Origin of the sequence: Deinococcus sp. QL22 (assembly GCF_023370075.1) — a bacterium.
Taxonomy (GTDB): Bacteria; Deinococcota; Deinococci; order Deinococcales; family Deinococcaceae; genus Deinococcus.
Window position 1 is genome coordinate 131,823 of record NZ_CP097154.1, and the last position, 22,213, is coordinate 154,035.

18 protein-coding genes are annotated in these 22,213 nt (G+C 60.6%); 8 read left to right on the forward strand and 10 right to left on the reverse strand.

The window, feature by feature from the left end; all coding sequences use genetic code 11:
- Positions 1-385 precede the first annotated feature (385 nt).
- From M1R55_RS27140 to M1R55_RS27150, 3 genes are all read left to right on the forward strand, one after another.
- Positions 386-1,771, forward strand: a complete 1,386-nt coding sequence (locus tag M1R55_RS27140) for an ATP-binding protein (protein ID WP_249396354.1) — start codon at positions 386-388, stop codon at positions 1,769-1,771.
- A 49-nt stretch (positions 1,772-1,820) separates the two neighbouring features.
- Entirely contained in the window at positions 1,821-2,927 is a 1,107-nt protein-coding gene (locus tag M1R55_RS27145; RefSeq protein WP_249396355.1) for a chemotaxis protein CheB, read from the forward strand.
- A 212-nt stretch (positions 2,928-3,139) separates the two neighbouring features.
- A complete protein-coding gene (locus M1R55_RS27150) occupies positions 3,140-3,382 on the forward strand; it encodes a KGG domain-containing protein (RefSeq protein WP_249396356.1) in 243 nt (80 codons plus the stop codon).
- A 19-nt stretch (positions 3,383-3,401) separates the two neighbouring features.
- Here the strand turns inward: M1R55_RS27150 and guaD are convergent, their stop codons facing one another.
- The 5 genes from guaD to M1R55_RS27175 all read right to left on the reverse strand — a co-directional run bounded on the left by guaD (position 3,402) and on the right by M1R55_RS27175 (position 11,402).
- The gene (gene guaD, locus M1R55_RS27155) at positions 3,402-4,739 is read right to left on the reverse strand and encodes a guanine deaminase (protein WP_249396357.1); all 1,338 of its coding nucleotides are present in this window, start codon (positions 4,737-4,739) and stop codon (positions 3,402-3,404) included.
- Between the two features lie 97 nt (positions 4,740-4,836).
- Positions 4,837-5,697: a xanthine dehydrogenase accessory protein XdhC gene (xdhC, locus tag M1R55_RS27160; protein ID WP_249396358.1), complete on the reverse strand. Its 861-nt coding sequence runs from the start codon at positions 5,695-5,697 to the stop codon at positions 4,837-4,839.
- 297 nt (positions 5,698-5,994) lie between these two features.
- Positions 5,995-8,355 (reverse strand): xanthine dehydrogenase molybdopterin binding subunit, encoded by a 2,361-nt coding sequence (gene xdhB / locus M1R55_RS27165; protein ID WP_249396359.1) that lies wholly within the window; start codon positions 8,353-8,355, stop codon positions 5,995-5,997.
- Positions 8,352-9,794, reverse strand: a complete 1,443-nt coding sequence (locus tag M1R55_RS27170; RefSeq protein ID WP_249396134.1) for a xanthine dehydrogenase small subunit — start codon at positions 9,792-9,794, stop codon at positions 8,352-8,354. Before M1R55_RS27170 ends, xdhB begins: the two co-directional genes overlap by 4 nt.
- 297 nt (positions 9,795-10,091) lie before the next feature.
- On the reverse strand, positions 10,092-11,402 hold the full coding sequence (locus tag M1R55_RS27175; protein ID WP_249396135.1) for a glycerate kinase: 1,311 nt from the start codon (positions 11,400-11,402) through the stop codon (positions 10,092-10,094).
- Positions 11,403-11,550: 148 nt separating this feature from the next.
- On the opposite strand from M1R55_RS27175, the gene M1R55_RS27180 reads away from it, so the two are divergent.
- From M1R55_RS27180 to allE, 4 genes are read left to right on the forward strand one after another with little or no spacing between them, the layout of a single operon-like run.
- Entirely contained in the window at positions 11,551-12,936 is a 1,386-nt protein-coding gene (locus tag M1R55_RS27180) for a malate synthase A (RefSeq protein WP_249396136.1), read from the forward strand.
- Positions 12,933-14,189: an allantoate amidohydrolase gene (locus M1R55_RS27185; RefSeq protein ID WP_249396137.1), complete on the forward strand. Its 1,257-nt coding sequence runs from the start codon at positions 12,933-12,935 to the stop codon at positions 14,187-14,189. The genes M1R55_RS27180 and M1R55_RS27185 overlap by 4 nt, the downstream gene beginning before the upstream one ends.
- Positions 14,179-15,540: an allantoinase gene (locus M1R55_RS27190; protein WP_249396138.1), complete on the forward strand. Its 1,362-nt coding sequence runs from the start codon at positions 14,179-14,181 to the stop codon at positions 15,538-15,540. Before M1R55_RS27185 ends, M1R55_RS27190 begins: the two co-directional genes overlap by 11 nt.
- Positions 15,537-16,304, forward strand: a complete 768-nt coding sequence (allE, locus tag M1R55_RS27195; RefSeq protein WP_249396139.1) for a (S)-ureidoglycine aminohydrolase — start codon at positions 15,537-15,539, stop codon at positions 16,302-16,304. The genes M1R55_RS27190 and allE overlap by 4 nt, the downstream gene beginning before the upstream one ends.
- 62 nt (positions 16,305-16,366) lie before the next feature.
- On the opposite strand, the gene M1R55_RS27200 is transcribed toward allE, so the two are convergent.
- From M1R55_RS27200 to M1R55_RS27220, 5 genes are all read right to left on the reverse strand, one after another.
- Positions 16,367-16,948 carry a TerD family protein gene (locus M1R55_RS27200; RefSeq protein WP_249396140.1) on the reverse strand — a complete coding sequence of 194 codons (582 nt, stop codon included), beginning with the start codon at positions 16,946-16,948 and terminating at the stop codon, positions 16,367-16,369.
- A 43-nt stretch (positions 16,949-16,991) separates the two neighbouring features.
- Positions 16,992-18,242: a VWA domain-containing protein gene (locus tag M1R55_RS27205; RefSeq protein ID WP_249396141.1), complete on the reverse strand. Its 1,251-nt coding sequence runs from the start codon at positions 18,240-18,242 to the stop codon at positions 16,992-16,994.
- Positions 18,243-18,303: 61 nt separating this feature from the next.
- Positions 18,304-19,524 carry a TerD family protein gene (locus M1R55_RS27210; RefSeq protein WP_249396142.1) on the reverse strand — a complete coding sequence of 407 codons (1,221 nt, stop codon included), beginning with the start codon at positions 19,522-19,524 and terminating at the stop codon, positions 18,304-18,306.
- Positions 19,525-19,617: 93 nt separating this feature from the next.
- Positions 19,618-20,193: a TerD family protein gene (locus M1R55_RS27215; protein ID WP_136364044.1), complete on the reverse strand. Its 576-nt coding sequence runs from the start codon at positions 20,191-20,193 to the stop codon at positions 19,618-19,620.
- A 183-nt stretch (positions 20,194-20,376) separates the two neighbouring features.
- On the reverse strand, positions 20,377-20,832 hold the full coding sequence (locus M1R55_RS27220; protein ID WP_249396143.1) for a tellurite resistance TerB family protein: 456 nt from the start codon (positions 20,830-20,832) through the stop codon (positions 20,377-20,379).
- Positions 20,833-21,065: 233 nt separating this feature from the next.
- On the opposite strand from M1R55_RS27220, the gene M1R55_RS27225 reads away from it, so the two are divergent.
- Positions 21,066-22,166, forward strand: a complete 1,101-nt coding sequence (locus M1R55_RS27225; protein WP_249396144.1) for a Gfo/Idh/MocA family protein — start codon at positions 21,066-21,068, stop codon at positions 22,164-22,166.
- The last annotated feature ends 47 nt before the right edge of the window (positions 22,167-22,213 follow it).

Below are 22,213 nucleotides of genomic sequence, written 5' to 3' on the forward strand. Positions count from 1 at the left end.
GTTGTGTTGATTACAACTGTTCTCTAAATGCAGATAGGTCGAGCGCTCAGTTAAGCTCAATTCCAGAGGAAGGCCGCGAACATAGGCTCAACAAGCTCTACAGGAAACCACCAATATGAATAAATCCACACTTCTGTTTGAGGCTCTGAACGCTTCTGTGTCTGTTGGAGGTAAAAAGCTGGCGTATAGTCCATACAAAACGACTCTGGACAGCGGTAGAACACCACTTGTCGCATATCTACAGATTTAGGAATAGGATGGAGAATAGATGACGGTTGTGTTGATCTAGTGTGGCGGGCGAGCGCAACAACCGCCACAATCGCTGATTTGGCTGGCCTGATGGTGAACAGAACCTTGAATTATGGACGTACATGGGGGAGGGGGAATGCATACATCTGACGAAGGGGCAGACGCCGGAAAGGAACAGCTTGATCCGGCGCTGCGCCGAGAGGCAGAGCGCCAGTTGCGTGCGTCTTCCCCCTATGAGCTTGACGAGTTGCCCAGTGATCCAGCGTCACTTAAGCACTACGCTCAGGCTCAGGAACACGAATTACACGTTCATCAAATAGAGCTGGAGCTTCAAAACGAGCAACTACGCCAGACCAATCTGGAACTTGAACTGACGCGCAACAAGTACATAGAACTGTTCGAATTGGCCCCACTGGGATATTTCACCCTTGACCGAAGCGGCGTGGTGTTGGAAGTTAATCAAACCGGTTGTAGCCAGTTGGGGCTGACCCGCGAGCGGCTGAACGGACGGCGGTTGCCTGTTTTCGTACAGGAAAGCTTCCGCTCCCATTTTGCTGTGTTTTTGCGGCGCGTTTTTGAAACCCGCTTGCCGTGCCGAGTAGAACTGACGCTGGTGCGCCAAGATGGGCAAGCGTTCCATGCCCAAATAGATGCGGTCGCGACGCAATCCTCAGATATACAGACCCTGGACAGGCAGACCCCAGACGGCGCACTGCAGCACGCTCGCGCCGCCGTTATCGACATTACGCCGCTGAAAGAGGCGCAGGAAGCCATATCGCTGCTGAACGCCACGCTGGAAGAACGGGCACAGGCCCGCGCCGCACAAATTCAGGAACTGAATGATGAATTGGAGGCGTTGGTGCAGTCGGTGACGCAAGACCTGCGCGTTCCGATTCGGCAAATTAATGTCCACGCCAGCAAACTGCACGAATTGGCCACCGCCGAGGGGCCACAAGGCGGGCACGATTTGCAAGAAGTACTGGCTGGAGTCCATCATCTCAATGAACTGGTCGGCGCACTCCACACCTATTTTAAGGCTGGCCGCCAGCGCGCCCGCTTTTTTCCGGTCAGCCTGGAACGCGTCATGGCGGATGTCCGCAAAAGCATGAAGAGTGAATTGCAGGGCCGCCAAGTTAGTTTGTCCCAGGATCCGTTGCCCACTATTTACGGCGATAGCCGCACGCTACACCTGCTGTTTTCGCAATTGCTGAACAACGCCGTCAAGTTCAGTTCGGTAGACAAGCCAACCCACGTGCGGATCAGCACACAGGAAAACGAGCGCGAACACTTGATCTGTGTCCGCGACAATGGCCGGGGCTTCAACATGCGGCACAAAGACCGGATTTTTGGGATTTTTCAGCGCCTACACACGGACGGCGAAATGGAGGGATTAGGGCTGGGACTGGCGCTGGTACGGCGCATCGCCCTGCGGCACGGCGGGCGTGTGTGGGCCGAGGGCAAAGAGGGGGAGGGCGCGAGCATTTGGGTGGCCTTTCCCAAAGAGCCGGGGCAGCACGGGTAAAGGCTTAATCAGACTTCACTACAGGGCAGCAAAACCCTACTCTCAGGCCATGATTCTTCCAGATGATTTGGCTCTGGTGTCCCACTCTGGCGACCAAGCAAGACCTTTTGCAGGCAATGACCATCAACGCATCATCGTGATCGGCGCGTCAGCGGGCGGCGTGGAAGCCGTGCGGCAACTGCTTTCTTATTTGCCAGCCAATTTTCCGGCCCCCATCTTCGTGGTGCTGCACATTCCGTCCTACAGCCCCAGCTACCTCCCCGAAATTTTTAGCCGTGCCGGGGCGCTGCCTGCCGAACATGCCCAAGACGGCGAGGCCATCCGTGCCGGACGGGTATATGTCGCCCCACCCGACCATCATTTGCTGCTAGAAGCTGGCCGGATGCTGGTCAAAAAGGGGCCGAAGGAAAACCGCTTCCGGCCTTCGGTAGACGCCATGTTTCGCTCAGCGGCGTACACTTACGGGCCGCGTGTGGTGGGCGTGGTGCTGTCGGGGATGCTTGATGACGGAACCTCCGGGCTGTGGACGGTGGGGCGGCTGGGCGGAACGACCATTGTGCAGCGCCCGCAAGAGGCTGGATACGAGGACATGCCGCTGAACGCGATTCGGCAGGTAGAGGTGGACATGGTGCAGCCTTTATCTGAGCTGGCCGCCTCATTGATAGAGTTAACGGCAGCCACTGAAACCGGTGCTGGTGGAATCGAAGTGAAAGACGTGGAAGACGAATTGAAGCGGATCAATGTAGAAATTCAGATCGCTGCCGAGAGAAACGGTTTTGACCTTGGCGTAATGGGTCTGGGCACGCCCATTCCCCTGACCTGCCCGGAATGTCACGGCAGCCTGCTTCAAATTCACGAGGGCAACCTGATTCGCTACCGCTGCCACACCGGTCACGCCTATAGCCCCGCCGCGCTGCTTGACGAAGTGACGGAGAGCGTCGAAAAATCTTTCTGGCAGACTCTCAGAATTTTGGAAGAAAAGAGACTGCTGCTCCAGCGGACTGGAGAGAGCCTCCAGATCAGTGCACCCGCTGAGGCACAGCAACTTCTGGCCTTGGCCGCCGAAGCCACAAAAAGATCGAAGACATTACATCAGGTTATGTTTAATCCACCGCTGCCCAGCAGAGGAGTCGCTGAAGCCGAGCCGATAGACTAAAGAGCGGCCCATACAATGAGAAAGACCCCTATGTCTTTCTTAATATGAGTAGAAAATTAATTATCCTTTATTAAATTCACGTAAGGCAAACATTTTCTACTGTCGAGCCTTTAGTGAGATGGGTAGGGTGAGCACGCCAAACGCGGCAGACTCGGCCCTAGAGAGCGGAAGCATCTGCTCCATAGTGCAAATGATTTGTCCGGAGGCGTGACATGACCAGCAACAGTGATAAAAATGGTGTGAAGAGTGGAAGTGGGCGCGGCTTTGCCCGGATGGATCCTCAAAAGCAGCGCGAAATTGCCAGTAAAGGCGGCCAGGCGGCCCATGCCAGCGGCAACGCCCACCAATTTACTTCCGAAGAAGCGCGTGCTGCTGGACGCAAAGGCGGACAAGCCTCACGTGGACGCACCAAAGTAGAGGGTGCGGCACCGGTCAGCGCCCAATCTGCGGACTAAAGCAAACCTACACGGCCCCTCACATCTCCAGCTGCCTAAGCTGGGGATTTTTTTGCGGCTGTGGGGAACGGGCATACACCGAGTCACCGCCGATCCATACCCGCGCTACGTCGCTTTGTGTGCCGCCCGCGAACAGGGAGGCCAGAGCGCGTTCGGTGCTGGAGGCATGGGCCAACACGGTGTGCATGATGCTGCCTTCTGGCGGGCGAAAGTACACGGCGTCAAAGCTTTTGCCTGCGCTGAAATCTCCGATTTGGCCGTCTAGATCGAGGGCTTCGGCCCCGGCGCGGGTGGTGAGGTACAGCAAGTGTGCGGGTGAGAGCGGTACGCCGGCTGGCCCCATCAGCTGCTGCATGAAATGGGCCTGCAAGCCCTCCTTGAGCATAGAAAAGCCCGTGCCGCCGCCCACATCGGTGCCAAGGGACACGTGAACGCCCGCCGCGAGATGACGCCCCAGCGGGAACCTTCCGCTCCCCAACGCCGAATTGCTGCATGGGCAATGTGCGGCGGTGCAGCGGTGTTCGGCCATTGCGCCCAGTTCCCGGTCTGTGGGGTGAACGCTGTGGGCCAGCACGGTGCGGCGCGTGACCAGTCCGGCGCGTTCGTAGGTGTCCAGATAATCGCGGCTACTGGGAAACAGATCGCGCACAGTTTGAATTTCGCGCCCGTTTTCGTTGATGTGGCTGGTAAAGCAGACGTCGGGGAACTCGGCCATCAGCCCGGCACAGGCGTCCAAAATTCCTTCTGAGGCAGATAAGGAGAATCGCGGTGTGACCGCGTAGAGATTCCTTCCCTGCCCATGCCAACGCTCTATCAAGGCCTTTCCTTCCGTGTAGGCCAGCGAAGGCGTGGTATGCAGTTCTGGGCGCAGCATCCGGTCAGAGACGACCTGCCCCGCCACCGCCCGCAGCCCCACCCGACTGGCTTCCTGAAACAAAATATCGACGGCGCTGGCAAAATGGGAGCCGAAGATCAGGGCAGTGGTCGTGCCGTTGCTAGTCAGGCCTGACACGAATTCGCGGGCAATGGCGGCGGCGTAGGCATCATTGCCAAATTTGGCCTCTTCGGGCAGGGTGATGGTGTCCAGCCATTCCAGTAGCGGCAACCCCAACCCGCCAATCACGCGAACCTGCGGGTAATGCACGTGGGTGTCTATGAATCCGGGGAGCAGCAGGCCGCCGCGCAGGTCTTCTACTGGGGCGTCGGGAAAGGCGGCGCGAACGGTGGCAAAACTGCCGCTCTGAATGATCTGGCCGTTCTGGACGAGCAGGCCGCCATCGTCTTCGGTGCGCAGGGCTTGATCGGAGTGGAAGGGATTGGCAGGCGTGTGCAGAAAAGTGGCGCGGTAGAGGGTCATGAAATCCTTTGGGGGTATTCCGAAAAAATTCATTCAGGTTCGGATTTTTCTTGAGTACAGCGAATGGGAAGAAGGACGGATTTGGTGGAATGGAGGATTAGTCAGCGGTTTCTTGACTGGTCTGTAAAGCAACAGAATCCTTCTGGAAAGCAGGAAATGTGTGGGTTTCCAACACCTCCACGAGTTGGGCCGCCACACTGACTGCGATCACGGCGGGCGTTTTGCCCCGGATTCCGGGCAGGCCAATGGGCGTGGTGATGCGCGTCAAGTCGACTTCGCTATGTCCCACCGCCTTCAGTTGCTCGCGGAACCGAATCCATTTGACACTGGAGCCGATCAGCCCAATCCATCCCAGATCGGGGCGGCGCAGGGCCGCGTCACACAGGGCGGCGTCTTCGGCGTGGTCGTGGGTCATGACGACGATGTGACTTCCGGCGGGAAGGTCGGGCAGGGTCAGTTCTGGAATCGGAACGGGATGAAGGTGAACGGTAGATGCGCCCGCCGCCAGTCCTGCAAGCCGTTCGGGGGCCAGTTGCGCCGCCCGCGAATCGGTGAGGTGCAGATGCACAGGCAGCCGCGACAGGATCAGCGCAAGTTCTAGCCCCACATGCCCAATGCCGAATAGGGCGATGTGGGGGCGCACCGTTGCCAACGGCTCTAGCAGTAGCGTTACCTCACCGCCGCAGCACTGGCGGCCATATTCGTTGGGGGCAGTGTCGGTCAGGCGCGAGGTCAGGAGTTCGGGGGCTTGGGCGCTGGTGCGAATCAGGGTGCGGGCGCGGGCTACGGCGGTGGCTTCCAGGTTGCCGCCGCCCACGCTGTCCCACGTTTCGCTCCGGCTGACCACCATTTTGGCTCCAGCCTCACGCGGGGCATGACCACGCACAGCGGCGATGGTAATCAGGACGCCGGGTTCTTGGGAGTCGGTCAGGTATTGGAGGGCGGCGAGCCAGTTCAATTTGGGTTCCTTGGTTGGGCATTGAGGATGGTTTTCTTGGGAACTCCCACGTTTGCCTCCCCCACCCCCAGCCCCAAAGGGTTCAGGGGAATTTGTCGTTGCACTAGGCAGGATTGATCTTGTCACGTCCACACTCGGCCCAATCCCTCTCTTGAAGTGGAATTGCCAGTTGTCTTTGAGCTGGAATTGGCCGGCCTACTGCGTGGACGACGGCCTCACACGGATAGGGGCGTTCGGATCGATGGGTGGACAGGTAGAAACTGTGAGGCTGGTGCTTTTGCTTTTCCCACACCCCCACTAGTCATCCGCCGCCACTCCTTCCGCTTCTGTCCGTTCCTGCCGGGCTTCTTTTAGTGCCCAGAACACGGCTTCGGGGGTAGCGGGGCTGGCGAGTTGTTGGGCGCGTCCACTGGGGCCAAAGGCAGCGGCGGCCTGGCGCAGAGCTTCTCGCACGCTGATCGCCAGCATCAGGGGCGGCTCTCCGACTGCCTTGGAACCGTAGACCACCCCGTCTTCGGTGGCCTGTTCCAGCAGGGCCACGTTAAAGATTTCGGGCATCTCGGAAAAGCTGGGCAGCTTGTAGGTGCTGGCCGACTGGGTGGCGAGGCGGCCCCGGTGCGGCCCGTTACTCGTATCCCAGCGCAACTCCTCTAAGGTCAGCCAGCCAGCGCCCTGCACGAATCCGCCCTCCACTTGTCCTATATCGATCAGGGGAGAAAGGCTATCGCCCACATCGTGCAGCAGGTCGGCGCGGAGCAGGCGGTAAGCGCCCGTAAAGCCGTCCACTTCCACTTCTGACACTGACGCGCCATAAGAGAAATATTTGAACGGCTCGCCTTGCATGGCCGCCCGATCCCAGTGCAGGCCCGGCGTGCGGTAGTAGCCCGCCGCCCAGAGTTGGGTGCGGAGGTGGTAGGCGTCGTGGACGAGCTTGGCAAAATCGAGGCCTTGATCGGGGTGGCCCAGCGGATAGACCCGGCCATTCTCGAAGCGAACATCGTTGGGATGCACGCCCAGCGCACCTGCCGCCACCGCCGCGAGGCGCTCCTTGATCTGGTCGCAGGCATCTTTGATGGCCCCGCCGTTCAGGTCGGCCCCGGAACTGGCCGCCGTCGCGGAGGTATTCGGCACTTTGTCGGTGCGGGTTGGAGCAAGTCGCACACACTTCAGGGGGACGCCCAGCGCCGTCGCCGCTACCTGAATCATCTTGGTGTGCAGCCCCTGCCCCATTTCGGTACCGCCGTGATTGATCAGGACGGAGCCGTCTTTGTAGACATGAACGAGTGCCCCCGCCTGGTTGTAGGCCGTGAAATTGAAGGAAATTCCGAACTTGACGGGCGTGATGGCGAGGCCGCGTTTGGTGTGTGGATGGGTTGCATTGAAGGCCCCAATCTCGGCTTGTCGGGCGGCGAAATCGCTCTTATGCAGCAACGTTTGCCACACCGTTTGCAGCCGTTCGGCGTGGCGCACGGGCTGGCCGTAGGGTGTGGCTTCTCCGGGCGCGTAAAAGTTGCGCTGGCGCAGGTCGGCAGGGTCTAGCCCCAGCAGCGGCGAACAGCGGCCCAGAATATCTTCGATGACCAGCATGCCCTGTGGCCCGCCAAAGCCCCGGAAAGCTGTCTGGGACGTTTTATTGGTCTTGCAGATTCGGCCCAGTACCTCCACATGTGGGATGTAATAGGCGTTGTCGATGTGGCACAGGGCGCGGGCCAGCACGGGTTCGGAGAGGTCGAGGCTCCAGCCGCCGTCGCTGCTTAAGACGGCTTGCAGGGCATTCAGGCGGCCTGATGCGTCAAAACCCACCTTCCAGCGGGCATGAAAAGGATGGCGTTTGCCGGTCATGGTCAGGTCCTGGGTGCGGTTCAGGCGGAGGCGCACGGGCCTTCCGGTGAGGGTCGCGCCCAGTGCGGCAATGGCCGCGAAGCCGTGTGGCTGCATCTCTTTGCCGCCAAAGCCGCCGCCCATCCGCAGGCATTGTACGGTCACCTGGCTGGAAGTCAGGCCCAGCACATGCGCCACGATTTCCTGTGTTTCAGTGGGATGCTGGGTGCTGCACTGAATGAACATCTGGCCCGATTCGTCGGTGTAGGCAAGCGCGGCGTTGGTTTCCAGATAAAAATGCTCCTGGCCGCCAAACTCGAATTCACCCTCGAAGATATGTGCGGCTTCCCCAAAGCCCAGCGACACGTCGCCCCGGCGTAGGGTGGGCTGCGACCCCTGAAAACTCTCGGCTGAGACTGCTTCGGAGATGGTCAGGAGGGCGGGCAGGACTTCGTATTCAACAAGTATGGCTTCCGATCCAAGCCGCGCCGCGTCCACGCTGTCGGCCAGAACCCAGCAGACCGCGTGACCGTGAAACATGACTTCCTCAGGAAACAACGGTTCGTCGTGCTTCACGCCCGCATCGTTGACGCCCGGCACGTCGGCGGCGGTCAGGACGCGTACCACACCGGGAACGCTCAGGGCGGGCGCGGTGTCGAGCCTCAGGATTCGGGCGTGGGCATGGGGCGCTTGCAGGGGCCAGGCATGAAGCAGCCCTTGCAGCCGCACGCCGAGGTCATCGGTGTACAGCGCGTGCCCAGTGACGTGCAGGTCGGCGCTTTCGTGCGGTACGGAGTCGCCTACTGCACCCAGCGGCGGACGTTCGAACAGGCTCATACAGGCACCTCCTGACGCTGCGCCGTTCGTTCAAAGTAGAACTTCAGCAAGGTCTGCTCCAGCATGGCGGCGCGGTAAGCGGCCGAAGCGCGGTGATCGTCCAGCGGCGTGCCCTCGGTGCCGAGGAGTTTGGCGGCTTGGCGCACATTTTGTTCGTTCCAGATTTGACCAGTCAGCGCAGCTTCAGCCTTCAGTCCGCGAATGGGCGTGGCGGCCACTCCACCCAAGCCGATGCGAACACGGCGCACCGTTTGGCCTTCCAGTTCCAGCGCAATCCCTACCGCCACACTGGAAATATCGTCGAAGCGGCGTTTGGCAATCTTGAAAAAACCCGCGATAGGTGCAAGTGGTAGCGGAATTCGGACGGCGCGGATCAGTTCGCCAGGAAGACGCACCGTCTGGCGGTAACCCGTGAAATAGTCGGCCAGCGGCACTTCGCGTTCACCATCTGGCCCCACCACTACCACGCCCGCATCCAGCGCCAGCAGCACGGGCGGGCTGTCTCCGATGGGCGAAGCAGTGCCCAGATTGCCGCCCAGCGTGGCACTGTTGCGGATCAGGCGCGAGGCAAAGTGCGGAAACCACTCGCGCAGCAGCGGAATCTGGTCGCCCAGGCGCCGCTCCAGTTCCGACAGGTTCAGGCCCGCGCCAAGTTCTACATAGTGGTCGGTACCGGTCAGCGTGCGGAGTTCCGGCAGCCTGTCTACCGCGATGGTCACGCCTGCGCGGGCATGGCGCAAATTCACCTCCACACCCCAATCGGTGCCGCCCGCTAGCACTTTGGCGTCGGGGTGAGCGGCCAGCAACGCCACAGCTTCGGCCAAAGTAGCGGGGCGGTGAAAGTCGCCGTCTGGGCTGCTGAGATGCGTGGGCTGGGGCATGGGCGGCGCTTGGGTACGGCGCTGGGCGAGTGCGTCGGCCTCAGCGGGCGGAGCGAGGGCGTAAGCCGCGTCCTGAATGGGGCGGTAGCCGGTGCAGCGGCAGAGGTTCCCACTCAGCGCATGAATGTCGAATCCATTCGGGCCGTGATGTGCGTCACCCGCAGCGCGTTCTGGCCGGTAATATTCGGCGGCCATGCTGACCACAAAGCCGGGGGTGCAGTAGCCACATTGCGAGCCACCGCGCACCGCTAACTCGTGCTGCACGGGATGAAGCACACCCGGACGCCCCAGCCCTTCCGCCGTCACCACTTCCTGCCCTGCCAGACTCCCCATCAGGACAAGGCAGGCATTCACCGATTCCAGCCGCGTGCCGCCGTGTTCGTCAGGCCGCGCCACCAGCACCGCGCAGGCCCCGCACTCGCCCTCCGCGCAGCCTTCTTTGCAGCCCGTTAAACCCTGATCGCGCAGCCAGTTCAGCAAGGTAGTGTGTGGGCGCACATCCGGCGCGGTCTGGGGCCGCCCGTTGATGGTCAATTCTAGAGTATGCAGTTTGGGCATGGATGGGCCTCCTGATGTCTGAAAGGGTGGCACAAAAGCGCGTGAGGCAATGGGGTGAACACGAGAAAAGCCCGGTGGTCAGCGTGCGTCTGCCGCCTCCCGTAGTCCTGCACGGAGGGGGCAAACGCATGGTTGACGCACAGGGCTGGAAAGCTCGGAGCGGACGGCTGGTTATCCATGCAGAACAGCCGTCTGGGGTGTAACGAAGCTCTGAAGTCACTGTAGGACGGCGCTGGAGGGAATGCAAGTGAGCCCTCCCTGTGGATAACCGCTTACTTTGTTATTCCACTGTAAATACTAGAGAGCCAGCAGCACGCGCAAGTCATTCAAGTTTTGTCCAGTAGGGCCAGTGTTCAGGGCGTCGCCCAGAGCGGAGAAGAAGGAGCCGGAATCGTGACGGTACAGGGCGACGGCAGGATTGAGGCCCAGCGCCCGCGCCCGCTGAAGGCTGTCTGGGCTGAGGAAAGCCCCGGCTGCGGCAGACGCCCCGTCTATCCCGTCCGAACCTGCCGACAAGCCCCAGAGATTCCGGTTCCGGCCTTCCAATTCCAGCAGCAGGGTCAACGCAAATTCCTGATTTCGCCCACCGACGCCCGGATGTAGGCCGAGTGTGACGGTAGCTTCTCCACCGGAAATCAGGGCTACTGGAGGCGGAGCAGACGTGCCAGACCCATACACGCCACGAACAATGGCGGCATGGAGGGCGGCCAGGTCGCGGGCCTCGCCACCGAAGGAATCGCCTAGAATGACGGCCCGCACGCCTTGAGATTCCAGGTGAGCCGCCGCCGCATTCAGAAGCAGGCGATTGGAGCCGATGACTTCTGTGTGAACGCGGGCAAAAGCGGGGCCGGATTTGGGCGTGTCAGGCAATTTTCCGTTTATGCCGCGTTGCAGATGCTCCCGCGCTGCCGGATGACCCAGACCAAATCTGTCCAGCACGGCCAATGCGTCGGCAAACGTTGTCAAATCGGGCACGGTGGGGCCGGACGCGATGACGCTGGGATCATCCCCGATCACATCGGAGAGGAGGAGGGCGGTGACGGACGCGCCGCGCCCCAGAGCCGCCTGCGCCAACTGCCCGCCCTTGACACGGGAGAGGTGTTTGCGAACGGTATTCAGGTCATGAATGCTTGCGCCAGATGCCAGTAAATCCTGCGTCAACGCCTGCTTTTGCTCTAACGTCACGCCCCAGGGCGCACACAGCAGCGCACTTCCGCCGCCTGAAACCAAGACCAGGAGTTCTGCGCCAGGCTGCAACCCGTTTACCCGTTCCAGCAACCGCCTCGCCCCAAGCACACCTCGTTCATCGGGAACAGGATGGCGGGCGAAGTGGAGTTCGCCTTGACCCCGATTCAGAGCGGATTGCACGGCTGGGCTGATGTGCAGGCCGTCTGGCGCGAGGGCTAGAAACCGCGATTCTGGAAAGACTGACAGAGTCGCGTCCAGCATCCGCAGGCTGGCTTTGCCGAATGCGGCGATAAGGACCGGGGGCGTGGAACCGGGTTGAAGCAACCGCGTCCGCACCAGGTCGCCTGCGTCGGTGGCCCGCAGTGCCGCGCGGTAGGTGGCGTCCAGCAGGGCGCGGGGATCGGCAATGGGCGCTGGCATGACGGCCTCAGCATAGGCCCAGTTCAGAAACAGGAGCAGAAACCTAGACGCCTAAATATCTGGAGTCCATCTGTCTTGCGGGTTGATAGGCTGGGGCCAAAGCTCCCCGCTCTCCTCTCTTTTCTCAGAACTCTGCCAAGGAAGCCTCATGACTCCGCCCAGTCCAATTCCAGCCGAATCCATCCGACTTTCACCACTGGCGCACCAGTTGGCCTCGCGCCTGCATACCGCGCTGCGTGCCCGCTGGGACGCACTTCCTATCAACACTGAGTCGCCTCTGCCGCCCGAATACACCGCCGCGCCAATTCCCGCCGACTTGCTGGGCCGCCGCGCCGAACTGATCGTGGAGGCCTCGGATGTGCACGCACTGCGGCAAGCTTTGGCTTCGGATGCAGACGCGGTGGTGATCGATTTTGACGACACGTTTGCCCCCACGCAGGCCAATGTGCAGGCGGCTTATGACGCTCTGGCTTGGGCCACCCAAACCGAAAAACCGCTGCTGGCGCGGCCCCGTGCGTTGTATGCGGTGGAGGAAGGGCTGAACTTTGACGGCCCCGGAATCGCCAGCCTGTGCGATCTGGCCGCCACTGTGGCGGCGCGCCCCCAGCAACCGCTTCACCTGTATATTCCCAAGCTGGAAACGGTGGCCGAGGCGAAATTTTGGGAAGACGCGCTGGCATTGGCCGAAACGGAACTGGAGTTGGCCCCCAATTCTATCCGGGTGTGCCTGCAAATAGAGACGTTTTCAGGTGTGCTGCACGCCGACGCCCTGCTGTACGTCCTGCGCGGGCGAGCCTACGGCCTGAACGCGGGGCGCTGGGACTACGTCTTCAGTTTGACCAAATTTGTGGGAAAAAAAAGTGCGGCCATGCCGCCCCGCGCCGAGTTGGGCATGGACGTGGACGCGATGCGGGCCTATGCCGAAGCCTTGGTTCGCGTGTGCCAGCGCCGTAACGCAGCGGCGATTGGCGGAAGCGCCGCCGTTGCGCCCGATGCAGCCAACCCGCAATCCACGCTGGACACTGTGCAGGCTGACAAACGCCGCGAAGCCATGCAGGGGTTCACAGCAGCCTGGGCTGGACTTCCGCAACTGCTGGGCGCGGTGCGGGCAGGCTTTGAGGGCAGAAGCGCCGAGCCGCTGCCCCCCGAATTGCCAGAGCGCACGCGGGAGCGGTTGCTAAATCTACCCGCCGCCCGTCCGCTGCCGCTAGAGACTGTGCAGGACACGATTGGACTGGCGCTAGATGTATTTAAGGCATGGTATGTGGGAAGTGGTGTGCTGGTGCGTGGGGGCCGAATCGAGGACACTGCCACCGCAGAACTGGCCCGCGCCCAACTGTGGCAGTGGGTGAGCTGCGGCGCAGAAATGGAAGGGGGCGAACGCCTGACGCCGGAGCGATATCTGCAAGAACGCCGCGCCCAAGTCGATGATTCTGCGCCAGAAGCCAGATTCCTCGATCATCTGGTCTTGAACGAAATCTGCATTCCCTATTTCCCCCGTGCAGCACAGCAATTAATGGAGGGCTCAGCATGACCACCACCCAACCAGACCTGACCCAGACCGTACTGGACGCCTGCCACACGCTGGCCGGATTCACCACCACGCCCGGCAGCATCACGCGCCTGTTTCTGACACCACCCATGCATGATGTTCACGCCTTTCTGGAGGATTGGGCCCGGCGCTTGGGCATGACCAGCCGTGTGGACGCCGCCGGAAACCTGCGCTGCCGCTGGGAAGGAACTGAGCCGAACGCGCCCACGCTGTATCTGGGATCGCATCTGGACACCGTGCCGAACGCCGGAGCCTATGACGGCATTCTGGGCGTGGTACTGGGGTTCGCGCTGGTGGAAACGTTGAGCGGTACGCGGTTGCCGTTTGCGCTGGAGGTTCAGGGCTTTTCGGAGGAGGAAGGCGTGCGTTACGGTGCGTCGTTTTTTGGCAGTCTGGCACTGTTGGGAACGGCGGGGCCGATGTTGGATTTACGCGACGCAGGCAGCCAAACTTTGCGCGATGCACTGACCGAATTCGGGTTGGATGCCGAGGCCTTGCCATCTGCCGAAATCATCGGGGAGACGCTGGGATTCTTTGAAATTCATATCGAGCAGGGGCCAGTGCTGGAAGCGGCGGGCCAGAGCGTCGGAATTGTAGAAGCGATTGCGGGACAGAGCCGACTTGACTTGACCTTTACGGGCCGAGCCTCGCACGCCGGAACCACGCCGATGCCGCTGCGACGGGACGCTTTGGCCGCCGCCGCCCGCTTCGTGGTGGCCGCCGAGGAGTTGGCACGCAGCACACCCGGATTGGTCGCCACAGTCGGCATGATGGACGTGAAGCCCGGTGCTGGCAACGTGATTCCCGGCGAGGTGCGCTGTTCGCTCGACATCCGCCACGCCCACGACGAGGTACGGTTGGCGGCGTTGCCGGAACTGCTGGATTCGGCTAAACAATTTGCCAGTGAGCGCGGCGTCACGGTGACGGTCATGCCGAAAATGGAAGTTCAGGCCACGCCGATGCACCTGCAGTTTCGGGCGCTGCTGCATCAGGCGGCGTCAGACGTGGGTTTGCCGCACCCCGAACTCGTGAGCGGTGCGGGCCATGACGCGATGGTGATGGCCGCCCGGATGCCCTCTGCCATGCTGTTCGTGCGCTCGCCGGGCGGCCTGAGCCACCACCCCGACGAGGCAGTGTTAGCAGAAGATGTAACCGATGCTTTGGCGCTAGGCGAGCGCTTCTTGCATCTGCTGGCGGCGCAATCTGGCAGCACAGGGGGCAAGCATGGGCTTTGATCTGATCGTTCGGGGCGGCACCCTCGTCACGGCACAGGGCGAACGTCGGGCAGATTTCGCGGTGGAAGGCGGGCAAATCGTTGCCCTTGCCGATGAGCTTCTGGACGGGGCCGCGCATACGCTGGACGCGTCCGGCCTGCACCTGTTTCCCGGCGGACTGGACGCTCATGTGCACTTGAACGAGCCGGGACGCACCCACTGGGAAGGCTTCGAGACCGGCACGCGGGCACTGGCAGCGGGCGGAGCCACCAGTTTTTTCGATATGCCACTCAATTCCTCGCCCCCGGTGCTGGACGCGGCCACGTTTGAAGCCAAACGCGCCGTAGCCGAGGCCAAATCGCTGCTGGATTTTGGACTGTGGGGTGGCCTGACTCCCCAAAATGTAGACCAGATGGACGAACTGGCGGGGGCGGGCGTCATCGGATTCAAGGCGTTTATGAGTCACAGCGGGCTGGATGAATTTCCGGCGGTGGATGACGTGACGCTGTACGAGGGCCTGAAGGCCGCCAAGCGCCTCGGCCTCCCCCTCGCCACCCACGCCGAGAGCGACGGCTTTACGCGCCGCCTGACCGAGTTGGCCCGCGCTGGGGGGGCTTCCTCGGCCCGCGACTATCTGAATTCGCGCCCGGTGGTAACGGAACTGGAAGCTGTACAACGCGCCCTGCTCTACGCGCAGGAGTTGGATGCGCCGCTGCACTTGGTTCACCTCAGCAGCGGGCAGGCGGTGGCCTTGGCCGTCGAAGCCAAAGCGCGGGGCGTGGACGTGAGCACCGAAACTTGCCCCCATTACCTGCATTTCACCGACGCAGACGTGGAACGCATCGGGGCGGCCCTGAAGTGTGCGCCACCGCTGCGCCCGCAGGCGGTACAGGACGACTTGTGGGCTGCCTTACTGCGCGGCGAAATAGACATCATCGGTTCCGACCACTCCCCCGCCCCGCCCGATTTGAAAACCAGTGACGACTTTTTCGCCTTGTGGGGCGGCATCAGCGGCGCACAGAGTACGCTGAATGTGTTGCTGACCGATGGATACGGGCAGCGCGGTTTGGCTATGGGGGCCATTTCGGCCATGACCGCTCTAAACCCGGCGCGGCGGTTCAATCTGCCCCAAAAAGGTGAACTCCGCATAGGCACAGACGCCGATTTTGCCTTGGTCAATTTGGGCCACCGCTGGACACTGGAACATACCGATTTGCATGACCGCTGGCAGCAAAATCCGTATGTCGGCACTTCGTTTGGGGGCCAAGTTCAAGCGACGTATCTACGGGGCCACGCGGTTTACCAGAATGGGCAGTTTGACAACCAGGTCAGAAGCAGGCTATTAACACCGCATATTCAAGGAGTCCTATGAAACACCTCGGCCACACCCGCAGCAGCCTGCAACAGTCGCACGCTGTCATCACGCCCGAAACGTTCGTTCGCACGGCGCTGGCCGAGTGGCCCGGCAGCGCGATTGTTCTACATATTGCCCCGGTGATCGGCCTCCGCGCCCGCTTCGTGCAGTTCACTGCCGAGATGCCGCAGGGCGCGCAGGCCAACCAATCCGCACACGGTTACCAACGCTTTGCCTTCGTGCTGGACGGTGAAATTGAGGTGAGCATAGACGGGGAAACGCGCAGGCTAGGGCCGTCCGACTATGTGTTTGCCCCGGCACGGACGGCGCATACGCTGACCGCCACACAGCCCACGCGCCTTGCCGTGTTTGAAAAACCGTATGAGGCCGCAGTAGGGCAAGCCGCGCCGGACGTGGTATGGGGTAATGAGCACGAAAATCCCGGTTACGCCTTCGAGGGCGACGACCACCTGATGGCCCGCAAACTGCTACCCGACGACGCCCGCTTCGACTTCATGATGTCCACCATGAGCTTCGCCCCCGGCGCGAGCCTCCCTTATTCCGAGATTCATTACATGGAACACGGCCTGCTGATGCTGGAAGGCGAGGGTTTGTATAAATTGCAGGACACCTATTACCCCGTAGGCACAGGTGACGTGATCTGGATGGGCACGTATTGCCCTCAGTGGTACGGTGCATTGGGCCGAAGCTGGAGCAAATATCTGCTTTATAAAGATATGAACCGTCATCCGTTGGCGATGTTGGGGACGGGACTGGAGTAGCAATCAAAGAGAAGAACGGACATCACAGAGGACGCCCGTTCAAATAAGGTTGCTCGAACTGCTTACAGGTAAGGCTTCATATCGGGCAAGTTGTCGTTGTAGGTGCGCCCACGTGAGGTTGTGCCGATGGCCGTCATCGTCCAGTCGTTGCCCTGACGTTTCAGGCTCGCCAGAATCATAGCGCTGTGGCCGCCCTGCGCCGACAGGTTATAGCGGGCGATTTCTTTTTCGCCCTGCGTATTCACGAGGCGGCAGTAGGCGTTTTCGACCTGATTGAAATCCTGCCCAGTGTAGTTGTTGACGCTAAAAATGACGGTCACAACGCTGGCGGGCAGGCGGGCCAAATCCACTGTAATGGTCTCGTCGTCGCCGTCGCCCGCTCCTGTGCGGTTGTCTCCGCTGTGGTTAATACTGCCGTCTTTGCTTTGCAGTTGCCGGAACCACACGGCGTCCACCAGATTGCCCTGAGCGTCGAACAGGAGGGCATTGGCGTCCAGGTCAACGGCGACTTGCCCACCGCCAAAGCCCATAAAGCCCTTCTTCTTGATGGCGTCCCAGCCGAGACCCATGCGAACCACGCCCAGCGAGGGGCCAGCTTCTTTGGCCAGACTGATCTGTTGCCCTTTTTGCAGTGAAATAGCCATAGGTGTTGCCTCCAGAGTAAGAGAAAGTGTTAACGGGGGTGGCTCAGGTCAGAATACCTTGCGCTTTGGCGTCGCGTTGCCACGAATCGAGTTCATTCACCAGCAGTTCAAAAAGTTCGCCGTCTGGAATACGAATAGGGGCGGGCACGCGGAAAAAGTCAGCATTGTCTACACGCCTGCCCTTCAGGTCGTCCAGCTTTTCCAGAAAATCAAAGTCCACGCGGCCCGCTTCGATGCCCATGAATTTCCAGAAAATCGGCTCGTGGGCAGCTTCCATCATCTGCTTGACGACGGCGGGGCGGTTAGACGTGCCGCCATCGGTGATGAACAGCACCAGCGTGGGTAGGCGGTGGCCTTCCGCGCGGGCGTCGTCACGGATCAGCGTCATCACTGGGCTGTAATGGGTGCCGCCTTCCAGCTTGATGTCCATGCGGGCCACGAATCCGGCCACGTTGCCCAGCGACAAGGAGCCTTTGCGGTGCGCCTTGAGGCCGAACAGGTACACTTCGACTTCTCCATCGTCGTCAAGACGCGAGGCTAGTGCCAAAGCCCGCTCGGCAAGGGCCTGCACCGACCCGGAGCGGTACTCGTCGTACATGCTGCCGCTGATGTCCAGCACCAGATTCACCCGGTACTGCGCTTCTCCGAGGCCGCGTTTTTCCAGACTCACGGAGGCAGCTTTGATCAGGCTCACCAGTTGCGGTTGCTCGCGCTCGGCCTTTTCCAGCAGTACGCGCTGACGCTCTTTTTTGAGGTTGACCGGGGCGGCGGCGGGAGCAGGCGGGGCAGCAGACGCGGAAGCTTCGGCCACTTCTCCGCCAAAATGTCGCACCAACGCGTCCAGGCCGCCGTCGAATCCCTGCGCAATGGTCGCCAAACGCCAGTCGCCCTGATGGCGGTACAGCCGCACCAGCATCACGGCTTTTTCGGCCTTCAGGTGCGGCTTCACATCGAAAGTGGCGCTGCCCAAAGTGACTGACAAAGCCCCGGCTTGGCCCACCGGAGTCGTGTCGTGCGTGGCGGTGAAATAGACCTCGGTAATGTCGGCGGGCAGGGCCGCCAAATTGACGCTGAAGGCCGTATCCACGCCCTGAGCGGTCAGCGCCAATGCCCCTTCTGGACTCTTGGGCTGGTTAAAAAACACCATGTATCGGTCATCGGACAGCTGGCCATCCTTCAGGCCAAAGGCAGTGATGTCGGTGCCGCCAAGGGTGCAATTGACCTGTACCGTGAAGCTGGAGCCGACGCCCAGAGTGCTTAGCGGAAGCCGCTGACCCGCCGTGAGCGCGGTCATACGGACTCTGTTCCGATCGAAATGGCGCACCAAACTCCGGCGCTTTCGTTCGGAATATTTGTCATTTGCTGCCCGCCGACCAGTTGAACCCGAAGCCGTAATGCTCGTCACAGGTGGAGTGGTCGCTGAAATAACGTTCCTCTTTGGTAATTTTGATATCGCCCCCCACGTTCTCGATGTTGGCAATGGCGCAAAAAGTCCGGCGCATGTCGGGATTACTGAGGCGCACCGTGATTTCGTTGCCACGCGGGTCTTTAAGGGTCAGGTGTGCGCCCACACGGGTAAAATCGCTGGTTCCTTCGTAGATGAAAGCGAAAATCAACACCGTATGGATCAGATCGGGCCGGAAGATGATCAGGTTTTCACCGTCGCTAGAGGCTCCGGTGCGGTCATCTTTGTCGAGCATGATGTACGGCTCGAAACGGTCTGAGCCGAAATTGTTGCCGAGCGACTGAATCACGCCCATCTGCCCGCTGTTCAGCACGAACATGCAGCCCAGGTCGAGGTCAGCGCCCGATGTCGCGCCAAAACCGAGGAATCCACCTTTGCTGCCGCCACGCTCCCAGTTCAGGTTCACGCGAATGGGGTCTTGGCCCCCGTCTTTGCGCAGTGAAATCTTGGTGCTTTGACCCTGCTTGTCCAGCGTGATTTTTTGCAGGCTGATGCTGGGCGGGGGCGGAGTGGGCGCAGCGGCGGGAGCCGGAGTGGGCGGTGGAGCAGCAACCGGAGTAGGCGGCGCAACCGGGGGCCGGGCCAGCGGCGACTCCTGCACCGTGCCGCCGAAATGCTTGACCAGTGCGTCCAGCCCGCCGTTGAAGCCTTGCCCGATGGCCCCAACTCGCCACACCTCCTTGAAATAAATGTCGAGCAACATGATGGCCCGCTGCTGCTGAAAATCGCGCCCGGTGACGCGGTAGGTCAGATGCTGGCCCGCGCCGCTGCTGAGGGTCACTTCGGCATGATCGATGGCGGCAAACGATCCCTGATCTACTGTGGACGCGAGGCTCAGACGGCGCACCGAGGTGGGCAGCTGCACCAGATTGATCTGAAAGACCTTTTCGTTGCGGGCACCGCTCTGCATGCTCAGTGCGCCTTCAGGACTCTTCGGCTGATTGAAAAACACCATGTAACGGTCATCGGAGAGCTTGCCCGCCGCGTCTAGGCCAAACAAAATCAGGTCATATTCAGGCGCGGGGCCAGTAACGCGTACCGTCAGCGTCAGAGCTGTTTGGGGGGTTAAAGCACTCAGGGGTGATTTTTGTCCAGTTTGAAAGGTCTGCATGGACTCCTTTTGGCTGTGGGTCAGTGCTCAGCTTCAGCGAAAGCAAAAAGCGGGCGGAGGCCAAGCAGCCCCACCCGCCTCCAAAAGACAAGTTTAGACGTTGACGCCGTAATTACGGGCCAGCGGCGCGAGGCCACCCGCGTAGCCCTGACCGACGGCTTTGAATTTCCAGTCGGCTCCATTGCGGTAGATCTCGCCGAAAATCATGGCGGTGTCGGTAGAGGCGTCTTCGGACAGGTCGTAGCGGGCGATTTCGCTGCCGTTGGCCTTGTTCAAAACGCGAATGTAAGCGTTGCCCACTTGCCCAAAGCTCTGGCCGCGCGTATCGGCCTGATCGATGGTGACACAGAGCGCGACTTTCTGCACTTCGGCAGGCACTTTGGTCAGATCCACGTCGAGGGTTTCATCGTCGCCGCTGCCTTCGCCAGTGAGGTTATCGCCGTTGTGGGTCACACTGCCGTCGGAAGAGACTTTGTTGTTGTAAAAAATGAAGTCGCCGTCGGCCCGTACTTTGGCGTCGTCCTTCAGCATAAATGCGCTGGCGTCAAGGTCGAACTGCTTGCCGTCGGTGGCGCGGGGGTCCCAGCCGAGGCCGATGACGATGGCCGTGAGGCCGGGTGCTTCTTTGGAAAGTGAAACGTTGCCGCCTTTAGAAAGTGATACTGCCATGTTGCCCTCCTGAAATGGGTGTGATGTGAAGTAGTGGTGCAGAACGAATCGAAAGCGCAGGATGAGACTCTACCTCTAGAATGTCGCTGTCAAAGCGTTCTGTCAATCACAATTGAGGAGACTCAAAGCTGGAGCGGTCTTTTGACATCTGATACTCATGCGCCGCGTGGGGCGACGAGTGGGTCAGAGGCCGAATTCAGCGGGCGTCAGCTTCAGCGCAAAAATCACGTCGCGCATCACTTTTTGCTCGTCGGGGCTGAATTCGCCGTCGGCATTGGCGATCACCAGGGCCAATTGCACCACGGCGCGGGCCTGATCCGGCTTGCCCGCCACACGCCCGATGACCTGCATCAATTCGATCTTGCCGAAGTCGAAGTCGGCAGTGATCTTGTTGCAAAAGTTGTCGTATTTGGTTTTCATATCGGCCACGTTGAAGGCCTTGAGCTTGTCGCTCGTGGTAATAAATTGAGCCGTGCGGGTGCGCTCGTTCTGATCGATTTTGCCGTCTGCCGCGCCAATGAGGGCACAGGCGGCCATCGTCGCGTCGGCAAAAGCGGTGTTGTTGAAGCGGCTCCACGTGTCCTGCGCTTCCTTGCCTGCCTGACTGCCCATCGCCTTGAGTTTATTGAGAAAGCTCATCGGTTCTCCTCTGGTGCGCTCTATAAGTGGTGCGGTGAATAAATGAGGTGATGGAAAACGAAACGTGGCTGCGGGGACAGCATCCCCTGCTTGCAGCATACCGCCCAGAATGTGAGTTTGAGGCTAATGTGAGGCCAAGCGATCCCTATCGATGAGCCGCCGTCATGGGAGCGTAAAGGTGCATTCAGGCTCCGTATGAACAAGGCGCACACCGCCGCTTTAGCGTGGGCACCATGCCACTGAAACCTGATCTTCCTGAGCCGGAATCTGTTCAAAAACGCGTTGGACTAGCGATTGTCGGGCTGGGCAAACTGAGTGCCGAGGAACTGATTCCAGCCATTCGTACCAGCAAACATACCCGTGTGGCCGCGCTGGTCACGTCTGATCTGGAGGAAGGCCACGCGTTTGCCCGCGCTTTTGATCTGACCGATGAGGACGTGTACTCCTACGATGATTTTGAGTCACTGAAAAACCGGGAAGACGTGGACGGCGTGTATATCGTGCTGCCCAACAGCCTGCACCGCGACTACACTGAGCGGGCCGCCCGCATGGGCAAGCATGTGCTGTGCGAAAAACCGCTGTCGGTGAACGCTGCCGATGCTCAGGCAATGGTGGATGCCTGCCGCGCCGCCGGGGTACAGCTGATGACGGCCTACCGCTGCCAATACACGCCGCACCATTGGGCCGCCCGCGACGCTGTGCAGGGCGGGAAACTTGGCCCTATCAAGTTGCTGGATTCCATGCATGTGCAAGTCGAAGAAGACGCCGAAGCGTGGCGCATGAAGCTGGACTTGGCAGGCGGCGGCCCTCTGCCCGACGTAGGCCTGTACAGCCTGAACATCCTGCGCTTCGTACTGGGCACCGAGCCGGAATGGGTTTTTGCCGCGCAGCATCAGCCCAAAAACGACTCCCGATTCCGCGAAGTAGAGGAATCGGTGTCGTTTATGCTGGGCTTTCCAGACGGCATCATCGCCAATGCCCTGACCAGTTACGGGGCGCACAAAACAACGACTTTGCGCGTGCTGGGCGAAGAAGGCAGCGCCCTGATGGAACCTGCCTTTACCTACACGGGCCTCAGTCTGATCCTGACCGACAAGGACGGCCAAACTATTCCGGCATTCGGCAGCTACGATCAATTCGGGCTGGAAATAGATCATTTCGCCGAGCGGGTCAGGGATGGCAAAACACCGTGGACGCCGGGAGAAGAGGGCGTGCAAGATCATCGAATCATGGACGCCATTTACCAAAGCGCCCGCACGGGCGGGAGGGTACAACTGGAAAAATATGCCGGGCAGGACATATTCCGGGGCGAGAAACCGCAGTTGCCGGAATGACAGAAAAGCTGGCGGGGCGTCCTGTCTTATACGAGGCCCAACCACAA

Bases quoted from the DNA above. Each gene is read 5' to 3' on its own strand.
- M1R55_RS27140 (WP_249396354.1), top strand. From the start codon at position 386: ATGCATACATCTGACGAAGGGGCAGACGCCGGAAAGGAACAGCTTGAT.
- M1R55_RS27145 (WP_249396355.1), top strand. From the start codon at position 1,821: ATGATTCTTCCAGATGATTTGGCTCTGGTGTCCCACTCTGGCGACCAA.
- M1R55_RS27150 (WP_249396356.1), top strand. From the start codon at position 3,140: ATGACCAGCAACAGTGATAAAAATGGTGTGAAGAGTGGAAGTGGGCGC.
- guaD (WP_249396357.1), bottom strand. From the start codon at position 4,739: ATGACCCTCTACCGCGCCACTTTTCTGCACACGCCTGCCAATCCCTTC.
- xdhB (WP_249396359.1), bottom strand. From the start codon at position 8,355: ATGAGCCTGTTCGAACGTCCGCCGCTGGGTGCAGTAGGCGACTCCGTA.
- M1R55_RS27170 (WP_249396134.1), bottom strand. From the start codon at position 9,794: ATGCCCAAACTGCATACTCTAGAATTGACCATCAACGGGCGGCCCCAG.
- M1R55_RS27175 (WP_249396135.1), bottom strand. From the start codon at position 11,402: ATGCCAGCGCCCATTGCCGATCCCCGCGCCCTGCTGGACGCCACCTAC.
- M1R55_RS27180 (WP_249396136.1), top strand. From the start codon at position 11,551: ATGACTCCGCCCAGTCCAATTCCAGCCGAATCCATCCGACTTTCACCA.
- M1R55_RS27185 (WP_249396137.1), top strand. From the start codon at position 12,933: ATGACCACCACCCAACCAGACCTGACCCAGACCGTACTGGACGCCTGC.
- M1R55_RS27190 (WP_249396138.1), top strand. From the start codon at position 14,179: ATGGGCTTTGATCTGATCGTTCGGGGCGGCACCCTCGTCACGGCACAG.
- allE (WP_249396139.1), top strand. From the start codon at position 15,537: ATGAAACACCTCGGCCACACCCGCAGCAGCCTGCAACAGTCGCACGCT.
- M1R55_RS27200 (WP_249396140.1), bottom strand. From the start codon at position 16,948: ATGGCTATTTCACTGCAAAAAGGGCAACAGATCAGTCTGGCCAAAGAA.
- M1R55_RS27205 (WP_249396141.1), bottom strand. From the start codon at position 18,242: ATGACCGCGCTCACGGCGGGTCAGCGGCTTCCGCTAAGCACTCTGGGC.
- M1R55_RS27210 (WP_249396142.1), bottom strand. From the start codon at position 19,524: ATGCAGACCTTTCAAACTGGACAAAAATCACCCCTGAGTGCTTTAACC.
- M1R55_RS27215 (WP_136364044.1), bottom strand. From the start codon at position 20,193: ATGGCAGTATCACTTTCTAAAGGCGGCAACGTTTCACTTTCCAAAGAA.
- M1R55_RS27220 (WP_249396143.1), bottom strand. From the start codon at position 20,832: ATGAGCTTTCTCAATAAACTCAAGGCGATGGGCAGTCAGGCAGGCAAG.
- M1R55_RS27225 (WP_249396144.1), top strand. From the start codon at position 21,066: ATGCCACTGAAACCTGATCTTCCTGAGCCGGAATCTGTTCAAAAACGC.